Below are 14,266 nucleotides of genomic sequence, written 5' to 3'. Positions count from 1 at the left end.
GATATGGACCTTGATAAGAAGAACCTCGACTTCATCCTTGATATCCCACTCCAGGTTACCGTGGAACTGGGAAGAACAAAGATGCTGGTCAAGGATGTACTGCAGTTAAATCAGGGTGCGGTGGTGGAGCTAACAAAGCTGGCTGGCGAACCACTTGATATTTTTGTGAATTCAAAACTGGTTGCCCGGGGTGAAGCGGTGGTGGTGAACGAGAAGTTCGGGGTTCGCCTTGTCGATATCGTCACACCAAATGAGCGGGTGGAGAAGATTTTGTGAAAGGTGCGGTCCTCGCACTACTACTTATCCTGCCAACATTAGCCTGTGCCGAAGTACCTCCCCGACAGGAATTCAGTTTTATATCCAGCTTCATACAGATGGTCGCCGCACTTTCAATAGTTATCGGGCTTATTTTGCTTGCCAAATATTTCTCCGGCAAGCTGGTAAGTGGAGGTGCAGTGACGGGGATGACCTCGCGTCACATTCGTCTGGTCGAAACCCGACATATTGCTCCCAAAAAGGCATTGTTATTGGTAGAGGTTGGAGGCGAGTACCTCCTGCTGGCAAGTTCGGAGGAGGGGATTTCTCTGTTAAAACAAGTAAATGTCATTGAAGACATTGAAGTTATCGAAGAACCCGGTAACGCGCGGTTTGGCCTCTCCGGCCTGTTGCGCGGAGCTGGTAAGAAGTGGAGAAGCTGATATGCGGCTGGTATCTCAATACAAGTGGTTATTTTTCAGTGCACTGACCCTGGTTGTTTTGACCGCGACGGGAGTTTTGGCCGAGCCGCTGCCGCTACCTTCAGTAAATATCGGAGTTGGTACCGCCACAAAGCCGGGCGAGGTCGCCACAACCATTCAGATATTTTTCCTGCTCACCATCCTGACTCTGGCGCCCGGCCTGCTGATCATGACCACTTCCTTTACTCGAATTGTGGTGGTGCTCTCGTTTTTGCGCACCGCCATGGGCACACAGCAGGCCCCTTCCAATCAGGTCATTCTGGCCTTGTCAATGTTTCTGACCTTTTTCATCATGAGTCCGGTATGGCAGCAGATCGACCGCGAAGCCTATCAACCTTGGAAGGCGCAGCAGATATCTCAGCAGCAGGCAATGGATCGCGCTGTTCAACCGGTCAGAAAATTCATGCTTTCCCAGACGCGGGAAAAAGATCTGGCGCTGTTTGTCACATTATCCAAGTTGCCACGCCCTAAAAATGCCAATGATATTCCAACACTCACGGTCATTCCGGCCTTTATGATATCGGAACTGCGCACCGCTTTTCAGATCGGTTTTCTTGTCTATATTCCCTTTATCGTAGTTGATATGGTGGTGGCATCGGTACTCATGTCCATGGGCATGATGATGCTTCCACCAGTAATGATTTCATTGCCATTTAAAATTTTGTTGTTTGTTCTGGTCGATGGGTGGGGACTGATAATTTCATCGCTCGTCAAGAGCTTTGGATAAGGCACGGAGAAAAAATGACTCCCGAACTCGTTGTACAATTGGCACGTCGCAGTTTTGAAGCAACTCTGCTGTTGTCTGCACCATTGTTGATTTTCAGTCTGGTTATTGGATTGCTGATCAGCATCTTTCAGGCGGTTACCTCAATTAATGAAGCAACCCTGGCTTTTGCCCCCAAAATCATTGCCGTTATGGTGGCAATGATTATTTTTTTCCCGTGGATGATGACCTATATGAGCGACTTCACGCGTGAAATTTATTCCTTCATTGAAACCATGAGACGCTGAAGCAATGTTCCCGCTGCTCCCTTTCCCCACCCCGCGGGAAGTTATTCTTTTTGCCCTTGTTCTTAGTAGAGTTGCCGGCATCTTCGCCGCTTTGCCGGTTTTCGGCGGCCGAACCCTTCCCATGCGCATCAAAGTGGTCGTAACGGTCATGATCACTCTCACCTGCTATCCGGCCCTGAATATTACTCCGCCAGAAATGCCGACTGATGGTTTTACTCTCGGCCTGCTGGCGGGACGAGAAATCATGATCGGCCTGACGCTTTCATTTATCACTAAAATTATCTTTTCGGCAGTTGAATTCAGTGGTCAGATCATCGGTGTGCAGATGGGTTTTACCATGTCATCGATCATTGATCCCTCTCTGGGCAGCCAGACCCAGATCATGTCCGTCATGCAGACTCTGCTGGCCACCCTGCTTTTCCTCTCCATGAACATCCATCATCTCTTCATCCGCACTATTGTGGACAGCTTTCGTATCATTCCACTGGGGGCATGGCATCTCAATGGGGAGATCATAAACTTCCTCACTATGAAAACCGCCGACATCATGATTCTTGGCGTCAGGTTGGCCGCTCCGGTCATGGTCGCCCTGCTTCTGACCAGCATTACTCTTGGAATCATGGCCCGCGCCTTTCCGCAAATGAACATCTTCATGGTGAGCATGCCGCTAAACATTGGCATCGGCTTTATTGTGCTCGGGCTGACACTGACAATGTTCTTTCACGTTCTGGAGGTCTCATTCGGATCAGTGAAAGGGCAGATTGAGACCATGTTCCATCTGATGGCAAAGGGGGGATAGACCTTTGGCAGGAGATGAAGATAAACATTCCAAGACCGAACAGCCCACCGGAAAACGTCTGGAAAAGGCTCGTGAAGACGGAGCCCCCCCCACCAGCATGCTGATGACTTCCACCGTTACTCTGCTGAGCGGCATGATATGTCTGTATCTGTTCGGCAGCTACATGGTGACCACCATCTCCAGGCACAGCACAGAGATTCTCTCTTCTGCCGGCAGTCCTGATTTGACCGAGCAGAAGGTCTACAACCTGCTGCTAAAAACATTTCAGGTCATCGTAATGGTGCTGGCACCCCTGGTTGTTACCATCATTGCCACTTCAATCACTTCCAACGCGGTTCAGGATGGGGGGCGCTTCGATTTTCGCTGGCAGCGACTTTCTTTCAAGTTCAGCAAACTGAACCCGCTCAACGGGTTTAGGCGCATGTTCAACAAGGATTCACTTGTTGAGATGTTCAAATCTTGTCTCAAACTGCTGGTGATCGGTTTTATTTCTTACCGGGTGTTGCGTGATGAAGTTCAGAACATAACTTTTATTGCGGAAGCCAGCATTGTTGCCATTGTCGATTACATGGGACATGTTGCTTTTAAGATCGTGATGCACACTTGTGGTGTAATGTTGATCATTGCAGTCTTGGACCTGATGTATGTCAAGTGGAGCTACATCGAGAAATTGAAGATGACCAAGCAGGAGGTAAAGGATGAAAACAAGGAACAGGAGAATCCGGAAATAAAAGGTCAGATCAAGAAGATGCAGTTTCAGATGGCTCGTAGGCGCATGACCAAGATTATCCCTACTGCTGATGTGGTTATTACTAACCCGACCCATTTTGCGATTGCCCTTAAATACGATCGGGAGCGGATGGTTGCGCCAGTCGTAATTGCAAAAGGCATGGATGTCATGGCCCAGGCCATTAAAAAAATTGCGAAGGAACACCAGGTCACTCTGGTTGAAAACCGTTTCCTTGCCCGCGAATTGTATGAGCAGGTTGAGGAGAATGAGGCTATTCCGGAATCACTCTATTCAGCTGTCGCAGAAATCCTGGCCTATGTGTATCGCCTCAAAGGCAAGGTATGAAGTTAAAGTCAAAATGGTGACTCGTTCAACTGTTTGACGTGCAGCGTGAGCTTAAACTGCTTGAGACTTTGGAAATTATAAGAATCAAAACTTTGTCTGCAGCTTCATATTCTGTTTGATGACGCCGCTTGGTTGGCATCAGCGAAAGTACTTTCGGCCCAAGATCCCATATTGCTGTTAGCGTTGTTGTTTGGCAAAGCAAGGGCATCAAATGTGCATGTAACGCTTGGATTTTAATGTCGATCACTTCTTCAGGAAAATAATGGCAAACGGAACTGTTCAGGCAATTGAATTAAAAGGACTTCGCAAGAACTCCGATATCTACGTTGCGATCGCTCTGATCGGAGTGCTGTCGCTCATGATTATTCCGCTGCCTGCATTTCTGCTGGATGTTTTCCTGGCTGCAAATATAACCACTGCACTTCTGATCCTGCTGGTGTGTCTCTATACCCAGCATCCTCTTGATTTTTCAATATTTCCCTCTGTTTTGCTGGTAACCACCCTGTTCCGGTTGGCACTCAACATCGCCTCCACTCGCTTGATCCTGATGCATGGCAGTGAAGGTGTTGAGGCAGCCGGCGCTGTCATAAAAGCTTTTGGGCAATTCGTGGTTGGTGGAAACTACGTCGTCGGCGCTGTTATCTTTTTGATTCTTGTTGTGATCAATTTTGTAGTTATTACCAAAGGTGCCGGAAGGGTTGCCGAGGTGACGGCACGTTTTACCCTGGATGCCATGCCTGGCAAGCAGATGGCCATAGATGCCGATTTGTCCTCCGGGTTGATTACGGAAAAAGATGCCCGCGCCCGTCGTTTGAAGATCGCGCGGGAGGCAGATTTTTACGGTTCCATGGACGGTGCCAGCAAATTCGTTCGAGGGGATGCCGTTGCCGGCATCATGATCGTGCTGATCAATATTTTCGGTGGCCTGATCATCGGTGTTTTTCAGCAGGGGATGCCGATACAAACCGCCCTTACCAATTACACCCTGCTTACAATCGGGGAAGGGCTGGTTGCACAGATTCCTGCCCTGATCATCTCAACTGCTGCCGGCGTGATCGTTACCCGTTCGGCTGATGAAGACAACTTTGGCAATGAAATCACGGGACAGTTCCTGAACTACCCCAAGGCGTTTTACGTGACTTCCGGAGTCATGTTCCTTTTTGCCCTGATTCCCGGTTTGCCACATTTCGCTTTTCTACTACTGGCCGGAACATCTTTCATGGCTGGCAAGATGGCACGTGAAAAAGCCCAGGTAGTTGAGGAAATGGCACTTCCGGAAGAGGCCGCTGCCAGCGACTCTATTGACCAAGCCTCCGATATCCGGCCTCTGGATGTTCTTGAACTCGAAGTTGGTTACGGTCTTGTACCGATGGTCGATGCCTCCCAGGATGGAGAACTGCTGGAGCGTATCCGCTCCATCCGCCGTCAGTATGCCCAGAAGCTGGGATTTGTCGTTCCCCCTATTCATATTCATGACAATCTTCAGCTCAAGCCTTATGAATACAATTTGCTTATCCGCGGTGCCAGGGTTGGGGGAAGCGAGTTAACCGGCCAGTACCTGGCGATGGACTCCGGAGCGGTCACGGGCGGGGTTGAAGGTGTCACCACCAAAGAGCCTGTTTTTGGTCTGCCATCGGTCTGGATAAGTGCTGACAGGCGTGATGACGCCCAGGTCAAGGGATACACCGTCGTTGACAGCACCACCGTGGTGGCAACTCATATCAGTGAAATCATCAAACGACATGCCCATGAACTGGTTGGCCGGCAGGAGATGCAACAGTTACTGGATAACGTTGCCCTGACGGCTCCCAAGGTTGTTGAAGAGCTTGTCCCCAACCAGCTTAATCTGGGAACCGTGCTGCGAGTGGTTAAAGGATTACTCAAGGAAGGGGTTTCCATACGGGATATGCGCACTATTCTGGAAACTCTGGCCGATTACGCTTCTCTTACCAAGGATCCGGATGTGTTGACCGAATTTGTTCGTCAGGGGCTGGGCCGTTTTATTGTGGATCAATACAAGCTTGAGGATGAGACTCTTTTTCTGATTACCCTGAATCGCGATGTGGAGGATATTATTGCAGAAGCAATCCAGCCTTCCGATCAGGGCAGCTATCTTGCAATTGAGCCCAATACGGCTCAGGTGATAATAACCGCGATACGTACCATGTCCGATCGTTTCGGCATGTCTGGTGCTCAGCCGGTACTGCTGGCTTCCCCTTCTATCCGGAGACATGTCAGGAAATTGATAGAACGGTTTGTGCCGCACATGGCCGTGCTGTCGCACAATGAAATTCCGCAAAATGTAAAAATACAGTCACTCGGGGTGGTAAGCCTAAATGTTGGTTAAAACCTTTCAATCGCCAAGCATGGCTGAAGCATTGCGCATGGTCAAGGCCGAGCTCGGGCCTGATGCGATGATCCTTTCGACAAAAAAAGAAAAAGCTGGAGGTCTTTTCGGTTTTTTCGGCAAACCTGTCTACCGTGTAACAGCAGCCATTGACCCGGGCCGTAAAGCGGCACCACCGGTAGCGGCACCACCAACCCAGTATCGTGAAAAGCCGGAGCGGGAGAGAACTGCCAAGGAGGATCTCGAAAACTCGATGATGGCTCCTTTGGCTCGCGAGCTCAGGGAATTGCGAGACAAGGTTGATGCACTTGCGCGGCGGGAGGAATCGCGCAAGGAGGAAAGTCAGACAGAGGTGCAACGAGAGAAAGCGGAACGGCAGCCGGAATCCCAGGATTCAAGTTTGAACCTCAAGAATATTCCGCGTGGCGATCTGGAAGATATTAAAAAGCTCCTGCTCACCACCCTGGCTAAAAGCCAGGAAGGTAATGTCAAAAATGTGCAGTGGCCGCAAGCTTCGCAACCTGCCGGGGAGGGGCAGACCGGTAAGGATATTTTGCCCGAAGATTCTCCGTTGGTGCAGGAACTGGGACGCAGCGGCATTTCCACCGACCTGATCAGAAAAATTCTTGATACGCTCGCAGCCCTGCCGGTGGAGGGGGGCAATCAGACTGTCAAGGGACGTTTGGGAGACACGTTTGGTCGTCTGATCAAGTTTGCCGGAACACTCAAGCTGCGTAAGAATTCTCCCCGCATAGTAGCGCTGGTCGGACCTACCGGTGTCGGCAAGACAACCACCACTGCAAAATTGGCGGCAATGTACGCTCTCAACCGCGGAAACAAAGTTGCCTTGATTACCATGGACATCTTCAGGGTCGGGGCCGTTGAGCAGCTTAAAACCTACTCGCGCATCATGGGAATTCCACTTGAAGTTGCCTCTACTCCAAAAGAGCTGGAGAAGGCTGTCGAGAAGCATGCTGCCTGTGATCTTATTTTTATCGACACTGCCGGTCGTAGCCACAAAGATAAAGAAAAGTTGGATGAGATGAAGAATTTTCTCGAGAACAAGATTCCCATCGAGGTGTATCTTTGTCTGTCGGCTACGACTAAAGATCGTGAGCTGGAAGAAATCCTTAAGAGGTTCAGTATCTTTCAGCTTAGCAAAGTGGTTTTTACAAAAATTGACGAAAGCGAAAGCCTGGGCAACATGATTAATCTGTTGATGAAAGACAATCTGCAGGTCGCTTATTTTACCACTGGACAAAGGGTGCCCGAGGATATCGAAGTGGCAACCTCGGCTAAGCTTGCAGAGCTTATTTTACGGAGTGAATCAAATGAATGAGATAACCGGGACAGGAGATCAGGCCGATACTCTTCGGGAAATGGCACGCACTGCCCGTAAAAATCAGCAGGAACCTTTTTCAGGGGAAGCCGGACAGAAGGGCGTTCGGGTTTTGTCGGTCTCCAGCGGCAAAGGGGGAGTCGGCAAGAGCAACGTTGTTTCCAATCTTGCCATAGCACTTGCAATGCAAGGCAAGAAGGTGCTGATTCTGGATGCCGACCTGGGACTGGGCAACCTGGATGTCCTGTTGGGACTTTCGCCAATTTACAACCTGAATCATGTACTTAATGGCGAAAAAGGGCTTGTCGATATTTTGATCGACGGGCCTGCCGGCATTAAAATTATTCCAGCGGGTTCAGGTATTCAGGAACTGACCAGCCTGGGACAGCATGAAAAACTCAAACTGCTCGACGAACTCGATATGCTGGATGAACATTTCGATTTCATGATAGTCGACACGGAAGCGGGCATTTCAGAAAATGTGACCTATTTTACGGTGGCTGCTCAGGAGATAATCGTAGTCGTCACACCCGAACCAACTTCGATTACCGACGTATATGCCCTGATCAAACTGCTTGCCACCCGTTATTCAGAACATCATTTCAAGGTGCTGGTCAATATGGCCAAAGATAGTGAAGATGCTCTTGAAGTCTTCCGTAAACTGGCCAATGTTGCCGGTCGTTTCCTGGACATATCCCTCGACTACCTGGGATGCGTGGTCAAGGATGAAAAAGTGATCGAGGCGGTCAAGCGGCAACGGGCGGTTTCCGATCTGTTTCCGGATTCCGAAGCGGCCGGCTGTTTTACAACTTTGGCCAAGCGGGTTATAGAAAACAACCGACAGACACGCGTCAAAGGTAACGTCCAGTTCTTTTTCCGCAGAATGCTTGAAAATGGTACCGGTGCCTGAGTATGAACACTTCAAAGGCCATGGCTGTTGCGTGTGAAGAAGACAGAGACACTCTGATCCTTCAGCACATGCCCCTGGTACGATACCTCGTCGCCAGAATCGTCCCGCAACTGCCGTCGCATCTGGATCAGCAGGATTTGATGAGTGCTGCCATGATTGGCCTGATTAATGCTGCGGACAGGTTTGACCCTTTGCGCGGAGTTCTTTTTAAAACGTTCGCAGAGCAGCATATCAGAGGGACCATACTGGATGAGTTACGGTCCTATGACGTTTTAAGTCGTTCCACTCGCGATAAATACAAGCGGCTGGAGCGGCAGGTGACTGTGCTCGAACATCAGCTGGGGCGTAATCCAACCAGCGAAGAAGTGGCCCAAGCCTTGGGCCTCGGGTTGCAGGAATATTATGGTCTACTGGATGACGTGCATGTAATTTCATTCATCAGCCTGGACGACAGCTGGGATGACGAAGAAGGCAATGCTCTCAGTCTGGCTGACGTGCTGAGTGAAAGCGAGGCAAAAAGTCCCCAGCAGCAGGTAATGATGATGCAGATGACCACTGCATTGGGGAAGGCAATCGATAGCCTGCCGGACAAGGAACGTCTTGCTGTTACGCTTTATTACAATGAAGATCTTAATCTCAAGGAGATCGGTGAGGCGCTCAGCCTGACTGAATCCCGCATATCACAGATACTCAGTCAGGCTATGGTCAGACTGAGAGGCAAACTCAAGCTCTACAAGAATTAATGATTGTTAAACTCAGGTTGTTCAAAAATAGTCAGATCGTCGGCACCGGAGTAAGCCCCGCGGAGGCGTAGCAGCGCTACGCCGCACAAGAGGGCTTGCGAGGACGGCGGCGAGATGGCTGTTTTTCAACAAACTATTAGGGAGGGGCACAATGAACAGCGGCATGTATTCGGCCTTATCAGGGAACCTGGCTGCCATGAAACGGCTGGATATAATCAGTAATAATCTGGCTAACGTAAATACTCCTGGATACAAAAAAGAAAAAATGAGCTTCGAGAGCATGCTGGCCGGTTCCGCTAATCCTCCGGCAGTGCCCCAAGGGACAACGGCTGATCCGATTCTTCAGAAAGAAAACGTGTATATCGACTATGTCGCTGGTCCTGTTGCCCAGACCGGCAATCCATTGGATCTGACCATTGATGGTGAAGGTTTTTTTGTGATCCAGACACCTGAGGGCGAGGCCTACACACGCCAGGGGAATTTCAGCCGCGGTGCTGACGGTACCCTGGTGACCGCTGACGGTTTCCCCGTGATGGGACGCGGCGGCGCGATTCGGGTCCAGGGCAGTCATATTGAAATTGATGCCAAGGGGGTCGTGACCGTTGACGGGACTGTCTCCGGAACTATCAATGTCGTAGATTTTCCAAAACCATACAACCTTGTTAAGACCAGCAGCGCACGATTCCTTCCTGCCGATTCCCAGATTACCCCACAGCCCTCCACTGCCGGTATTCGCCAAGGAAATCTGGAGGGTTCAAATGTGGAAGCCATTTCAGAAATGGTGCAGATGATTGAAACCAGCCGTTATTTCGAGGCATGTTCAAAGGTAATCAAAGGATATGATGACATTGCCGCCAAAGCGGTTAATGAACTTGGTCGTTTGTAGTATTTGCATATAAGCTTTTAAAAAAAGGAGAACCCAATGATACGAGCATTATGGACGGCAGCTTCAGGAATGCAGGCGCAGCAGAAAAGCATCGATGTTGTGGCGCACAACCTTGCCAACGTCAACACCACCGGTTTCAAGAGAAGCAGGGCCGACTTTCAGGACCTGATCTACCAGAATCTGAAATCCAGCGGCGCACCTTCCACCAATTCCACGCAAGTGCCCAACGGTATCCAGATCGGTCTCGGTACCCGTTTGGCTTCAGTATCCAAAATATTTGCACCCGGGGATTTTACCCAGACCGGAAATGAACTTGATATCGCCATCGAAGGGGATGGTTTTTTCCAGATCCAGCAGCCGGATGGTTCCACCGGCTATTCACGAGCAGGCGCTTTCAAGAAAGACAGTCAGGGACGAGTGGTGACACCGGACGGTAATCCACTGTTGCCTGAAATAGTCATTCCAAGCAATGCCACCAAGGTCAACATCGGCAGTGACGGTACGGTATCGGTGATTCAAGCCGGGCAGAATGCTCCCACGAGCGTCGGTTCCATTCAGTTGGCGATGTTCTCGAATCCATCGGGTCTCTCCAGCGTGGGCAAAAACATCTATCAGCAGACAGATGCTTCCGGAGCAGCCACCACCGGCACTCCGGGCCAGAACGGCGTGGGTACGATCGCCCAGGGATTGATAGAGATGAGTAATGTCAATGTAGCAGAAGAGATGGTTAACATGATCGTCGGTCAGCGAGCCTACGAGATCAATTCCAAAGCTGTCCAGGCTTCTGATGAAATGCTGCAGACAGCCAATAACCTGAGAAGGTAATCATCAGAACAATGAGAAGTGTCCTTGTCATCATCGTCTGGATGCTGCTGTTTGCAGCGCCGGCTTATTCCCAGGCAACTGCACCATCCCTCCGTGATAGCGAGATCAGGGCGGCGGTGACAGCGTATGTTCAGCAAAAGACAGCCAATCTTGGGTGCGAAGTACGCATCAAGCGTTTGTCTGTCATCGATAATCCGGTGCTTCCCGAGGGAACTCTGGAATATGAGGTAGTGGCACCCCAGCAGTGGGAAGGTTGGGGAACTGCCGGAATCAGTGTCATCGTCCGCAAGGGCGACCGCGTGGTACGCAACATTCCGGCCCGCCTGGAGGTCGAAGCTCTGACCGACATGGTGGTTACAGTGCGTCAGATAGATCACGGCAGCATCCTTTCAGCAGATGATCTGGCCCTGCGCAAGCAGGACATTGCCACGGTTCAGGGACGCTTTCTGGGGAACCTTGCAGATGCAGTTGGGAAAAAGGCGCGCATTACTCTCAAGGCTAATGCTCCGCTCAGAAGCGATCAGCTGGAAAAAGTACCTGTGGTCAAAACCGGTCAGCTTGTTACGATTGTGGCAGAAAACGAACGCATGAGAATCACGGTGACCGGTAAAGCGAAAAGTTCAGGTGCGGTTGGTGATACGATCACTGTTCAGAACCTGAATTCTCTGAAAGATGTTCCCGCCCGCATCATTGATGCAGGTACTGTTGCGGTAGTTTTTAATTAGTCTCCGGCTGGGAACTAATTATACAAGAAGGAAAACCATGAAAAAAAGATTCTGTCTGATAGTGCTGGCCACCCTGCTGAGCGGATGTATCACCCATACAACCGAGGTTAAGACTCCCGCTTTTGACCAGCAGCTTCCAAAACCGCAGGCCGATTATTCCAGTGGGTCCATTTGGCAGGCCAGCTCCATAAGCCTTACCGAGGATCCCAAGGCTCGCCGCAGAGGAGACGTTGTTACCATCCTCATTTCCGAGAATGCCAGTGCTTCTAAGGAGGCAAAAACCGACACCAAACGAAGTACTGCTGTTAATGCCGGGATTCCCAATTTTCTGGGGATGGAACAGCTTGGCTTTCTCAAGAACAGCGTCGATCTGAGCAAGCTGGTCAATGCAAGTGTTGATTCCACCTACGGCGGTGCAGGATCTACTTCCCGGCAGGAGCGGCTGAATGCGACGGTCACCGCCAAGGTGATTGATGTGCTGCCGAACGGCAACCTGCTGATCGAGGGACGCCGCAATGTGAAGGTTAATAATGAAGATCAGATCATCATTATTGAAGGCACGGTACGCCCCGCTGACATAGGGCCGGACAACATCGTCAATTCAATCTTTATCGCTGATGCCAAAATCAGTTATGCAGGCAAGGGAATTATCTCGGATCGTCAAAGCCCCGGCTGGCTGATGAATATTGTTGACAAGTTGTGGCCGTTTTAGAAGTTAGACTTACTTAGCGCCTTGGCGCCTTAAGCGAAGCGAGCATTTAAAAGACTTTGTCTCACGCAAAGCCGCAAAGCCGCAAAGAAAGACAATTCTTTAGGTGTGAGTACTGGATACAGGTGAATAAATGAAGAACTTCCTTGTAATAATTGTCTGCGTATTTCTGATGGCTTCCAGCGCTCATGCCGTTCGCATCAAAGATTTGGCTTCCTTTGAAGGGGTCCGGGAAAACCAACTGGTTGGATACGGCCTGGTTGTCGGTCTCAACGGCACAGGAGACAGCGATCAGGCTCGCGTCCAGATCCAGTCCACTGCCAGCATGCTGGAGCGGATGGGGGTCAGCGTAAATGCCAATCTGCTCAAGCTGAAAAACGTTGCAGCCGTTATGGTTACTGCCACCTTGCCTCCGTTTGCCAAACAGGGCAACCGTCTGGATGTCCTGGTTTCTTCCCTGGGTGATGCCAAGAGCATTGCCGGCGGCACCCTGATCATGGCACCGCTTAAAGGTGCCGACAATCAGGTGTATGCCGTGGCACAGGGCTCGATTCTCACCAATTCCTTTGCGTTTGGGGGGCAGGCGGCCAGTGCCCAGAAAAATCATCCCACCGCCGGCCGGGTTCCGGGAGGGGCGCTGGTGGAGCGGGAATTACCCAATACTCTGGCCGGAAAATCCAAGTTGCATCTGAACCTGGGGCAGGCCGATTTTACTACTGCATCACGGGTCGCAGCGCTGATTAACACCACCTTCGGTGGAGGCACCGCCGTTACTTCAGACCCTGGTTCCGTTGCCATTCAGATACCTGATGCCTACCAGAACAGGATGATTGATTTCATCTCTGCAGTCGAGGTTCTGGATGTGCGCCCCGATGTAATTGCCAAGGTCGTGTTGAATGAACGCACCGGGACTATCGTAATGGGTGAAAATGTACGCATATCCACCGTTGCGGTATCCCATGGCAACCTCTCGCTGCTGATCAGGGAAACTCCCCAGGTGTCCCAGCCGGCTCCGCTGAGTAAAGGGGGAGAAACCAAGGTGGTGCCGCGTACGGAACTGAAAGTTGAAGAGGATTCCCGTCGCCTGTCGCTACTGACAGAGGGCGCCACCATCGGCGACGTAGTCCGGGCACTCAATACCCTGGGAGTGACTCCCCGGGATCTGATCGGGATCCTTCAGGCCATCAAGGCAGCAGGCGGCCTGCAGGCCGAGCTGACCATAATATAGGACCTAAAGTTACCGCCGAATCGGGCGATAAGGAAGAAATGGTTACTATGGACATGATTACCCCTACCATACCGCTGGCCGGAGATGATGCCGCCGAAAAAGTGCGGCAACTGCAACGCCAGCGCTCCGGCACCGACGGGTTGAGCGAAAAACAGCGCCAGCAGGCCAAAAAGGTTTCCCAGGACTTTGAGGGACTCTTCATAGGCATGATGATGAAATCAATGCGGGAAACAGTCGGAAAGGATCCGATTACCGCCGGTGGGCATGGAGAAGATGCTTATCGTTCCATGCTTGATCAGCAGTATGTGGAAGCTGCCGTCAAACGGGGCGGTTTTGGACTGGCCAAACAGATTGAAAAAGAAATTATCCGGCAAGAGAGTAGAAAGATCGGCAAGACAATAGACAGTCACGAATAGTGCCTGCTTGTGGAGGATCAGTCATGGAGAAGAAAACATTGACCACTCAGCTGCTGGTCCAGCTGGGGTTGCTTAAAGAGCTGCTGATCCTCACGGAACAGGAGACCAGCGAACTTTCCGACATACATCTGGATGCCATGACTGAGATCAATACCCGGAAGGCTGACGTCGCGGCGCGTATTGAGGCACATGCCGACCCGCTGCGCAGTGCGATTGCCGCTGTTGCCGCCCGTGAGGGACTCCCGGCAGGTTCTTCTCTGGGGGAAGTAGCCGACAGCCTGACGCGAAAGGGTAACAAGGAAGTGTCCCGTTTGTACGAAGAGCTGCACCAGGTCGCACAGCGGATACGGCAGGTGCTGGAGATCAACAGGGAAGTTGCAGAGCGTTTTACAGCATCGGTCAGTTCATCGCTGGAGCTTTTGACGAGGTTGGTAAACCAGTCCAGTATTTACGGTTCCGGAGGCGGCTACCAACAGCGTCCGGCGGGATCGGTCATGATTAACAGGGAGGCATGAT

17 protein-coding genes are annotated in these 14,266 nt (G+C 51.0%); all 17 read left to right on the top strand.

All coding sequences use genetic code 11. The features are described 5' to 3' along the window. Positions 1–3: 3 nt before the first annotated feature. The 17 genes from fliN (at position 4) to KJB30_RS09025 (ending at position 14,265) form a co-directional block, all read left to right on the top strand. Positions 4–276, top strand: a complete 273-nt coding sequence (gene fliN, locus KJB30_RS09105; RefSeq protein WP_214298472.1) for a flagellar motor switch protein FliN — start codon at positions 4–6, stop codon at positions 274–276. Then, positions 273–698: a FliO/MopB family protein gene (locus tag KJB30_RS18015; RefSeq protein ID WP_214298289.1), complete on the top strand. Its 426-nt coding sequence runs from the start codon at positions 273–275 to the stop codon at positions 696–698. The genes fliN and KJB30_RS18015 overlap by 4 nt, the downstream gene beginning before the upstream one ends. A 1-nt stretch (position 699) precedes the next feature. After that, the gene (fliP, locus tag KJB30_RS09095; protein ID WP_214298287.1) at positions 700–1,464 is read left to right on the top strand and encodes a flagellar type III secretion system pore protein FliP; all 765 of its coding nucleotides are present in this window, start codon (positions 700–702) and stop codon (positions 1,462–1,464) included. 14 nt (positions 1,465–1,478) lie between these two features. Next, positions 1,479–1,748 carry a flagellar biosynthesis protein FliQ gene (fliQ, locus tag KJB30_RS09090; protein ID WP_214298285.1) on the top strand — a complete coding sequence of 90 codons (270 nt, stop codon included), beginning with the start codon at positions 1,479–1,481 and terminating at the stop codon, positions 1,746–1,748. A gap of 4 nt (positions 1,749–1,752) precedes the next feature. Continuing rightward, positions 1,753–2,547: a flagellar biosynthetic protein FliR gene (fliR, locus tag KJB30_RS09085; RefSeq protein ID WP_214298282.1), complete on the top strand. Its 795-nt coding sequence runs from the start codon at positions 1,753–1,755 to the stop codon at positions 2,545–2,547. Between the two features lie 4 nt (positions 2,548–2,551). Continuing rightward, on the top strand, positions 2,552–3,622 hold the full coding sequence (flhB, locus tag KJB30_RS09080) for a flagellar biosynthesis protein FlhB (protein ID WP_214298280.1): 1,071 nt from the start codon (positions 2,552–2,554) through the stop codon (positions 3,620–3,622). A gap of 262 nt (positions 3,623–3,884) precedes the next feature. Further along, positions 3,885–5,969 (top strand): flagellar biosynthesis protein FlhA, encoded by a 2,085-nt coding sequence (gene flhA, locus KJB30_RS09075; RefSeq protein WP_214298278.1) that lies wholly within the window; start codon positions 3,885–3,887, stop codon positions 5,967–5,969. Then, a complete protein-coding gene (gene flhF / locus KJB30_RS09070; protein WP_214298276.1) occupies positions 5,959–7,308 on the top strand; it encodes a flagellar biosynthesis GTPase FlhF in 1,350 nt (449 codons plus the stop codon). The genes flhA and flhF overlap by 11 nt, the downstream gene beginning before the upstream one ends. Next, positions 7,301–8,218, top strand: coding sequence for a MinD/ParA family protein (locus KJB30_RS09065; RefSeq protein ID WP_214298267.1), 918 nt, complete (start codon positions 7,301–7,303; stop codon positions 8,216–8,218). Before flhF ends, KJB30_RS09065 begins: the two co-directional genes overlap by 8 nt. A 2-nt stretch (positions 8,219–8,220) precedes the next feature. Next, entirely contained in the window at positions 8,221–8,961 is a 741-nt protein-coding gene (locus tag KJB30_RS09060) for a FliA/WhiG family RNA polymerase sigma factor (protein ID WP_214298265.1), read from the top strand. Positions 8,962–9,112: 151 nt separating this feature from the next. Beyond that, complete coding sequence (flgF, locus tag KJB30_RS09055; RefSeq protein ID WP_214298263.1) at positions 9,113–9,847, top strand: flagellar basal-body rod protein FlgF; 735 nt, start codon at positions 9,113–9,115, stop codon at positions 9,845–9,847. A gap of 36 nt (positions 9,848–9,883) precedes the next feature. Then, entirely contained in the window at positions 9,884–10,672 is a 789-nt protein-coding gene (gene flgG / locus KJB30_RS09050; protein WP_214298261.1) for a flagellar basal-body rod protein FlgG, read from the top strand. A gap of 11 nt (positions 10,673–10,683) precedes the next feature. Continuing rightward, a complete protein-coding gene (flgA, locus tag KJB30_RS09045; protein ID WP_214298259.1) occupies positions 10,684–11,397 on the top strand; it encodes a flagellar basal body P-ring formation chaperone FlgA in 714 nt (237 codons plus the stop codon). A gap of 37 nt (positions 11,398–11,434) precedes the next feature. Next, positions 11,435–12,109: a flagellar basal body L-ring protein FlgH gene (locus KJB30_RS09040; RefSeq protein ID WP_214298257.1), complete on the top strand. Its 675-nt coding sequence runs from the start codon at positions 11,435–11,437 to the stop codon at positions 12,107–12,109. Positions 12,110–12,239: 130 nt separating this feature from the next. Further along, on the top strand, positions 12,240–13,334 hold the full coding sequence (locus tag KJB30_RS09035; protein ID WP_214298255.1) for a flagellar basal body P-ring protein FlgI: 1,095 nt from the start codon (positions 12,240–12,242) through the stop codon (positions 13,332–13,334). Between the two features lie 47 nt (positions 13,335–13,381). Then, a complete protein-coding gene (locus tag KJB30_RS09030) occupies positions 13,382–13,750 on the top strand; it encodes a rod-binding protein (protein WP_214298252.1) in 369 nt (122 codons plus the stop codon). Positions 13,751–13,773: 23 nt separating this feature from the next. Next, positions 13,774–14,265 (top strand): flagellar protein FlgN, encoded by a 492-nt coding sequence (locus KJB30_RS09025; protein WP_214298250.1) that lies wholly within the window; start codon positions 13,774–13,776, stop codon positions 14,263–14,265. The last annotated feature ends 1 nt before the right edge of the window (position 14,266 follow it).

Origin of the sequence: Pelotalea chapellei (assembly GCF_018531195.1) — a bacterium.
In the GTDB taxonomy this organism is placed as follows: domain Bacteria; phylum Desulfobacterota; class Desulfuromonadia; order Geobacterales; family Pseudopelobacteraceae; genus Pelotalea; species Pelotalea chapellei.
Note: the sequence above shows the minus strand (reverse complement) of the source record. Positions and strands in the feature narration are given on the sequence as shown.

Excerpts from the sequence above, each read along its gene's own strand:
- fliN (WP_214298472.1), top strand. The coding sequence starts at position 4 with ATGGACCTTGATAAGAAGAACCTCGACTTCATCCTTGATATCCCACTC.
- fliP (WP_214298287.1), top strand. The coding sequence starts at position 700 with ATGCGGCTGGTATCTCAATACAAGTGGTTATTTTTCAGTGCACTGACC.
- fliQ (WP_214298285.1), top strand. The coding sequence starts at position 1,479 with ATGACTCCCGAACTCGTTGTACAATTGGCACGTCGCAGTTTTGAAGCA.
- fliR (WP_214298282.1), top strand. The coding sequence starts at position 1,753 with ATGTTCCCGCTGCTCCCTTTCCCCACCCCGCGGGAAGTTATTCTTTTT.
- flhA (WP_214298278.1), top strand. The coding sequence starts at position 3,885 with ATGGCAAACGGAACTGTTCAGGCAATTGAATTAAAAGGACTTCGCAAG.
- flhF (WP_214298276.1), top strand. The coding sequence starts at position 5,959 with ATGTTGGTTAAAACCTTTCAATCGCCAAGCATGGCTGAAGCATTGCGC.
- KJB30_RS09065 (WP_214298267.1), top strand. The coding sequence starts at position 7,301 with ATGAATGAGATAACCGGGACAGGAGATCAGGCCGATACTCTTCGGGAA.
- KJB30_RS09060 (WP_214298265.1), top strand. The coding sequence starts at position 8,221 with ATGAACACTTCAAAGGCCATGGCTGTTGCGTGTGAAGAAGACAGAGAC.
- flgF (WP_214298263.1), top strand. The coding sequence starts at position 9,113 with ATGAACAGCGGCATGTATTCGGCCTTATCAGGGAACCTGGCTGCCATG.
- flgG (WP_214298261.1), top strand. The coding sequence starts at position 9,884 with ATGATACGAGCATTATGGACGGCAGCTTCAGGAATGCAGGCGCAGCAG.
- flgA (WP_214298259.1), top strand. The coding sequence starts at position 10,684 with ATGAGAAGTGTCCTTGTCATCATCGTCTGGATGCTGCTGTTTGCAGCG.
- KJB30_RS09040 (WP_214298257.1), top strand. The coding sequence starts at position 11,435 with ATGAAAAAAAGATTCTGTCTGATAGTGCTGGCCACCCTGCTGAGCGGA.
- KJB30_RS09035 (WP_214298255.1), top strand. The coding sequence starts at position 12,240 with ATGAAGAACTTCCTTGTAATAATTGTCTGCGTATTTCTGATGGCTTCC.
- KJB30_RS09030 (WP_214298252.1), top strand. The coding sequence starts at position 13,382 with ATGGACATGATTACCCCTACCATACCGCTGGCCGGAGATGATGCCGCC.
- KJB30_RS09025 (WP_214298250.1), top strand. The coding sequence starts at position 13,774 with ATGGAGAAGAAAACATTGACCACTCAGCTGCTGGTCCAGCTGGGGTTG.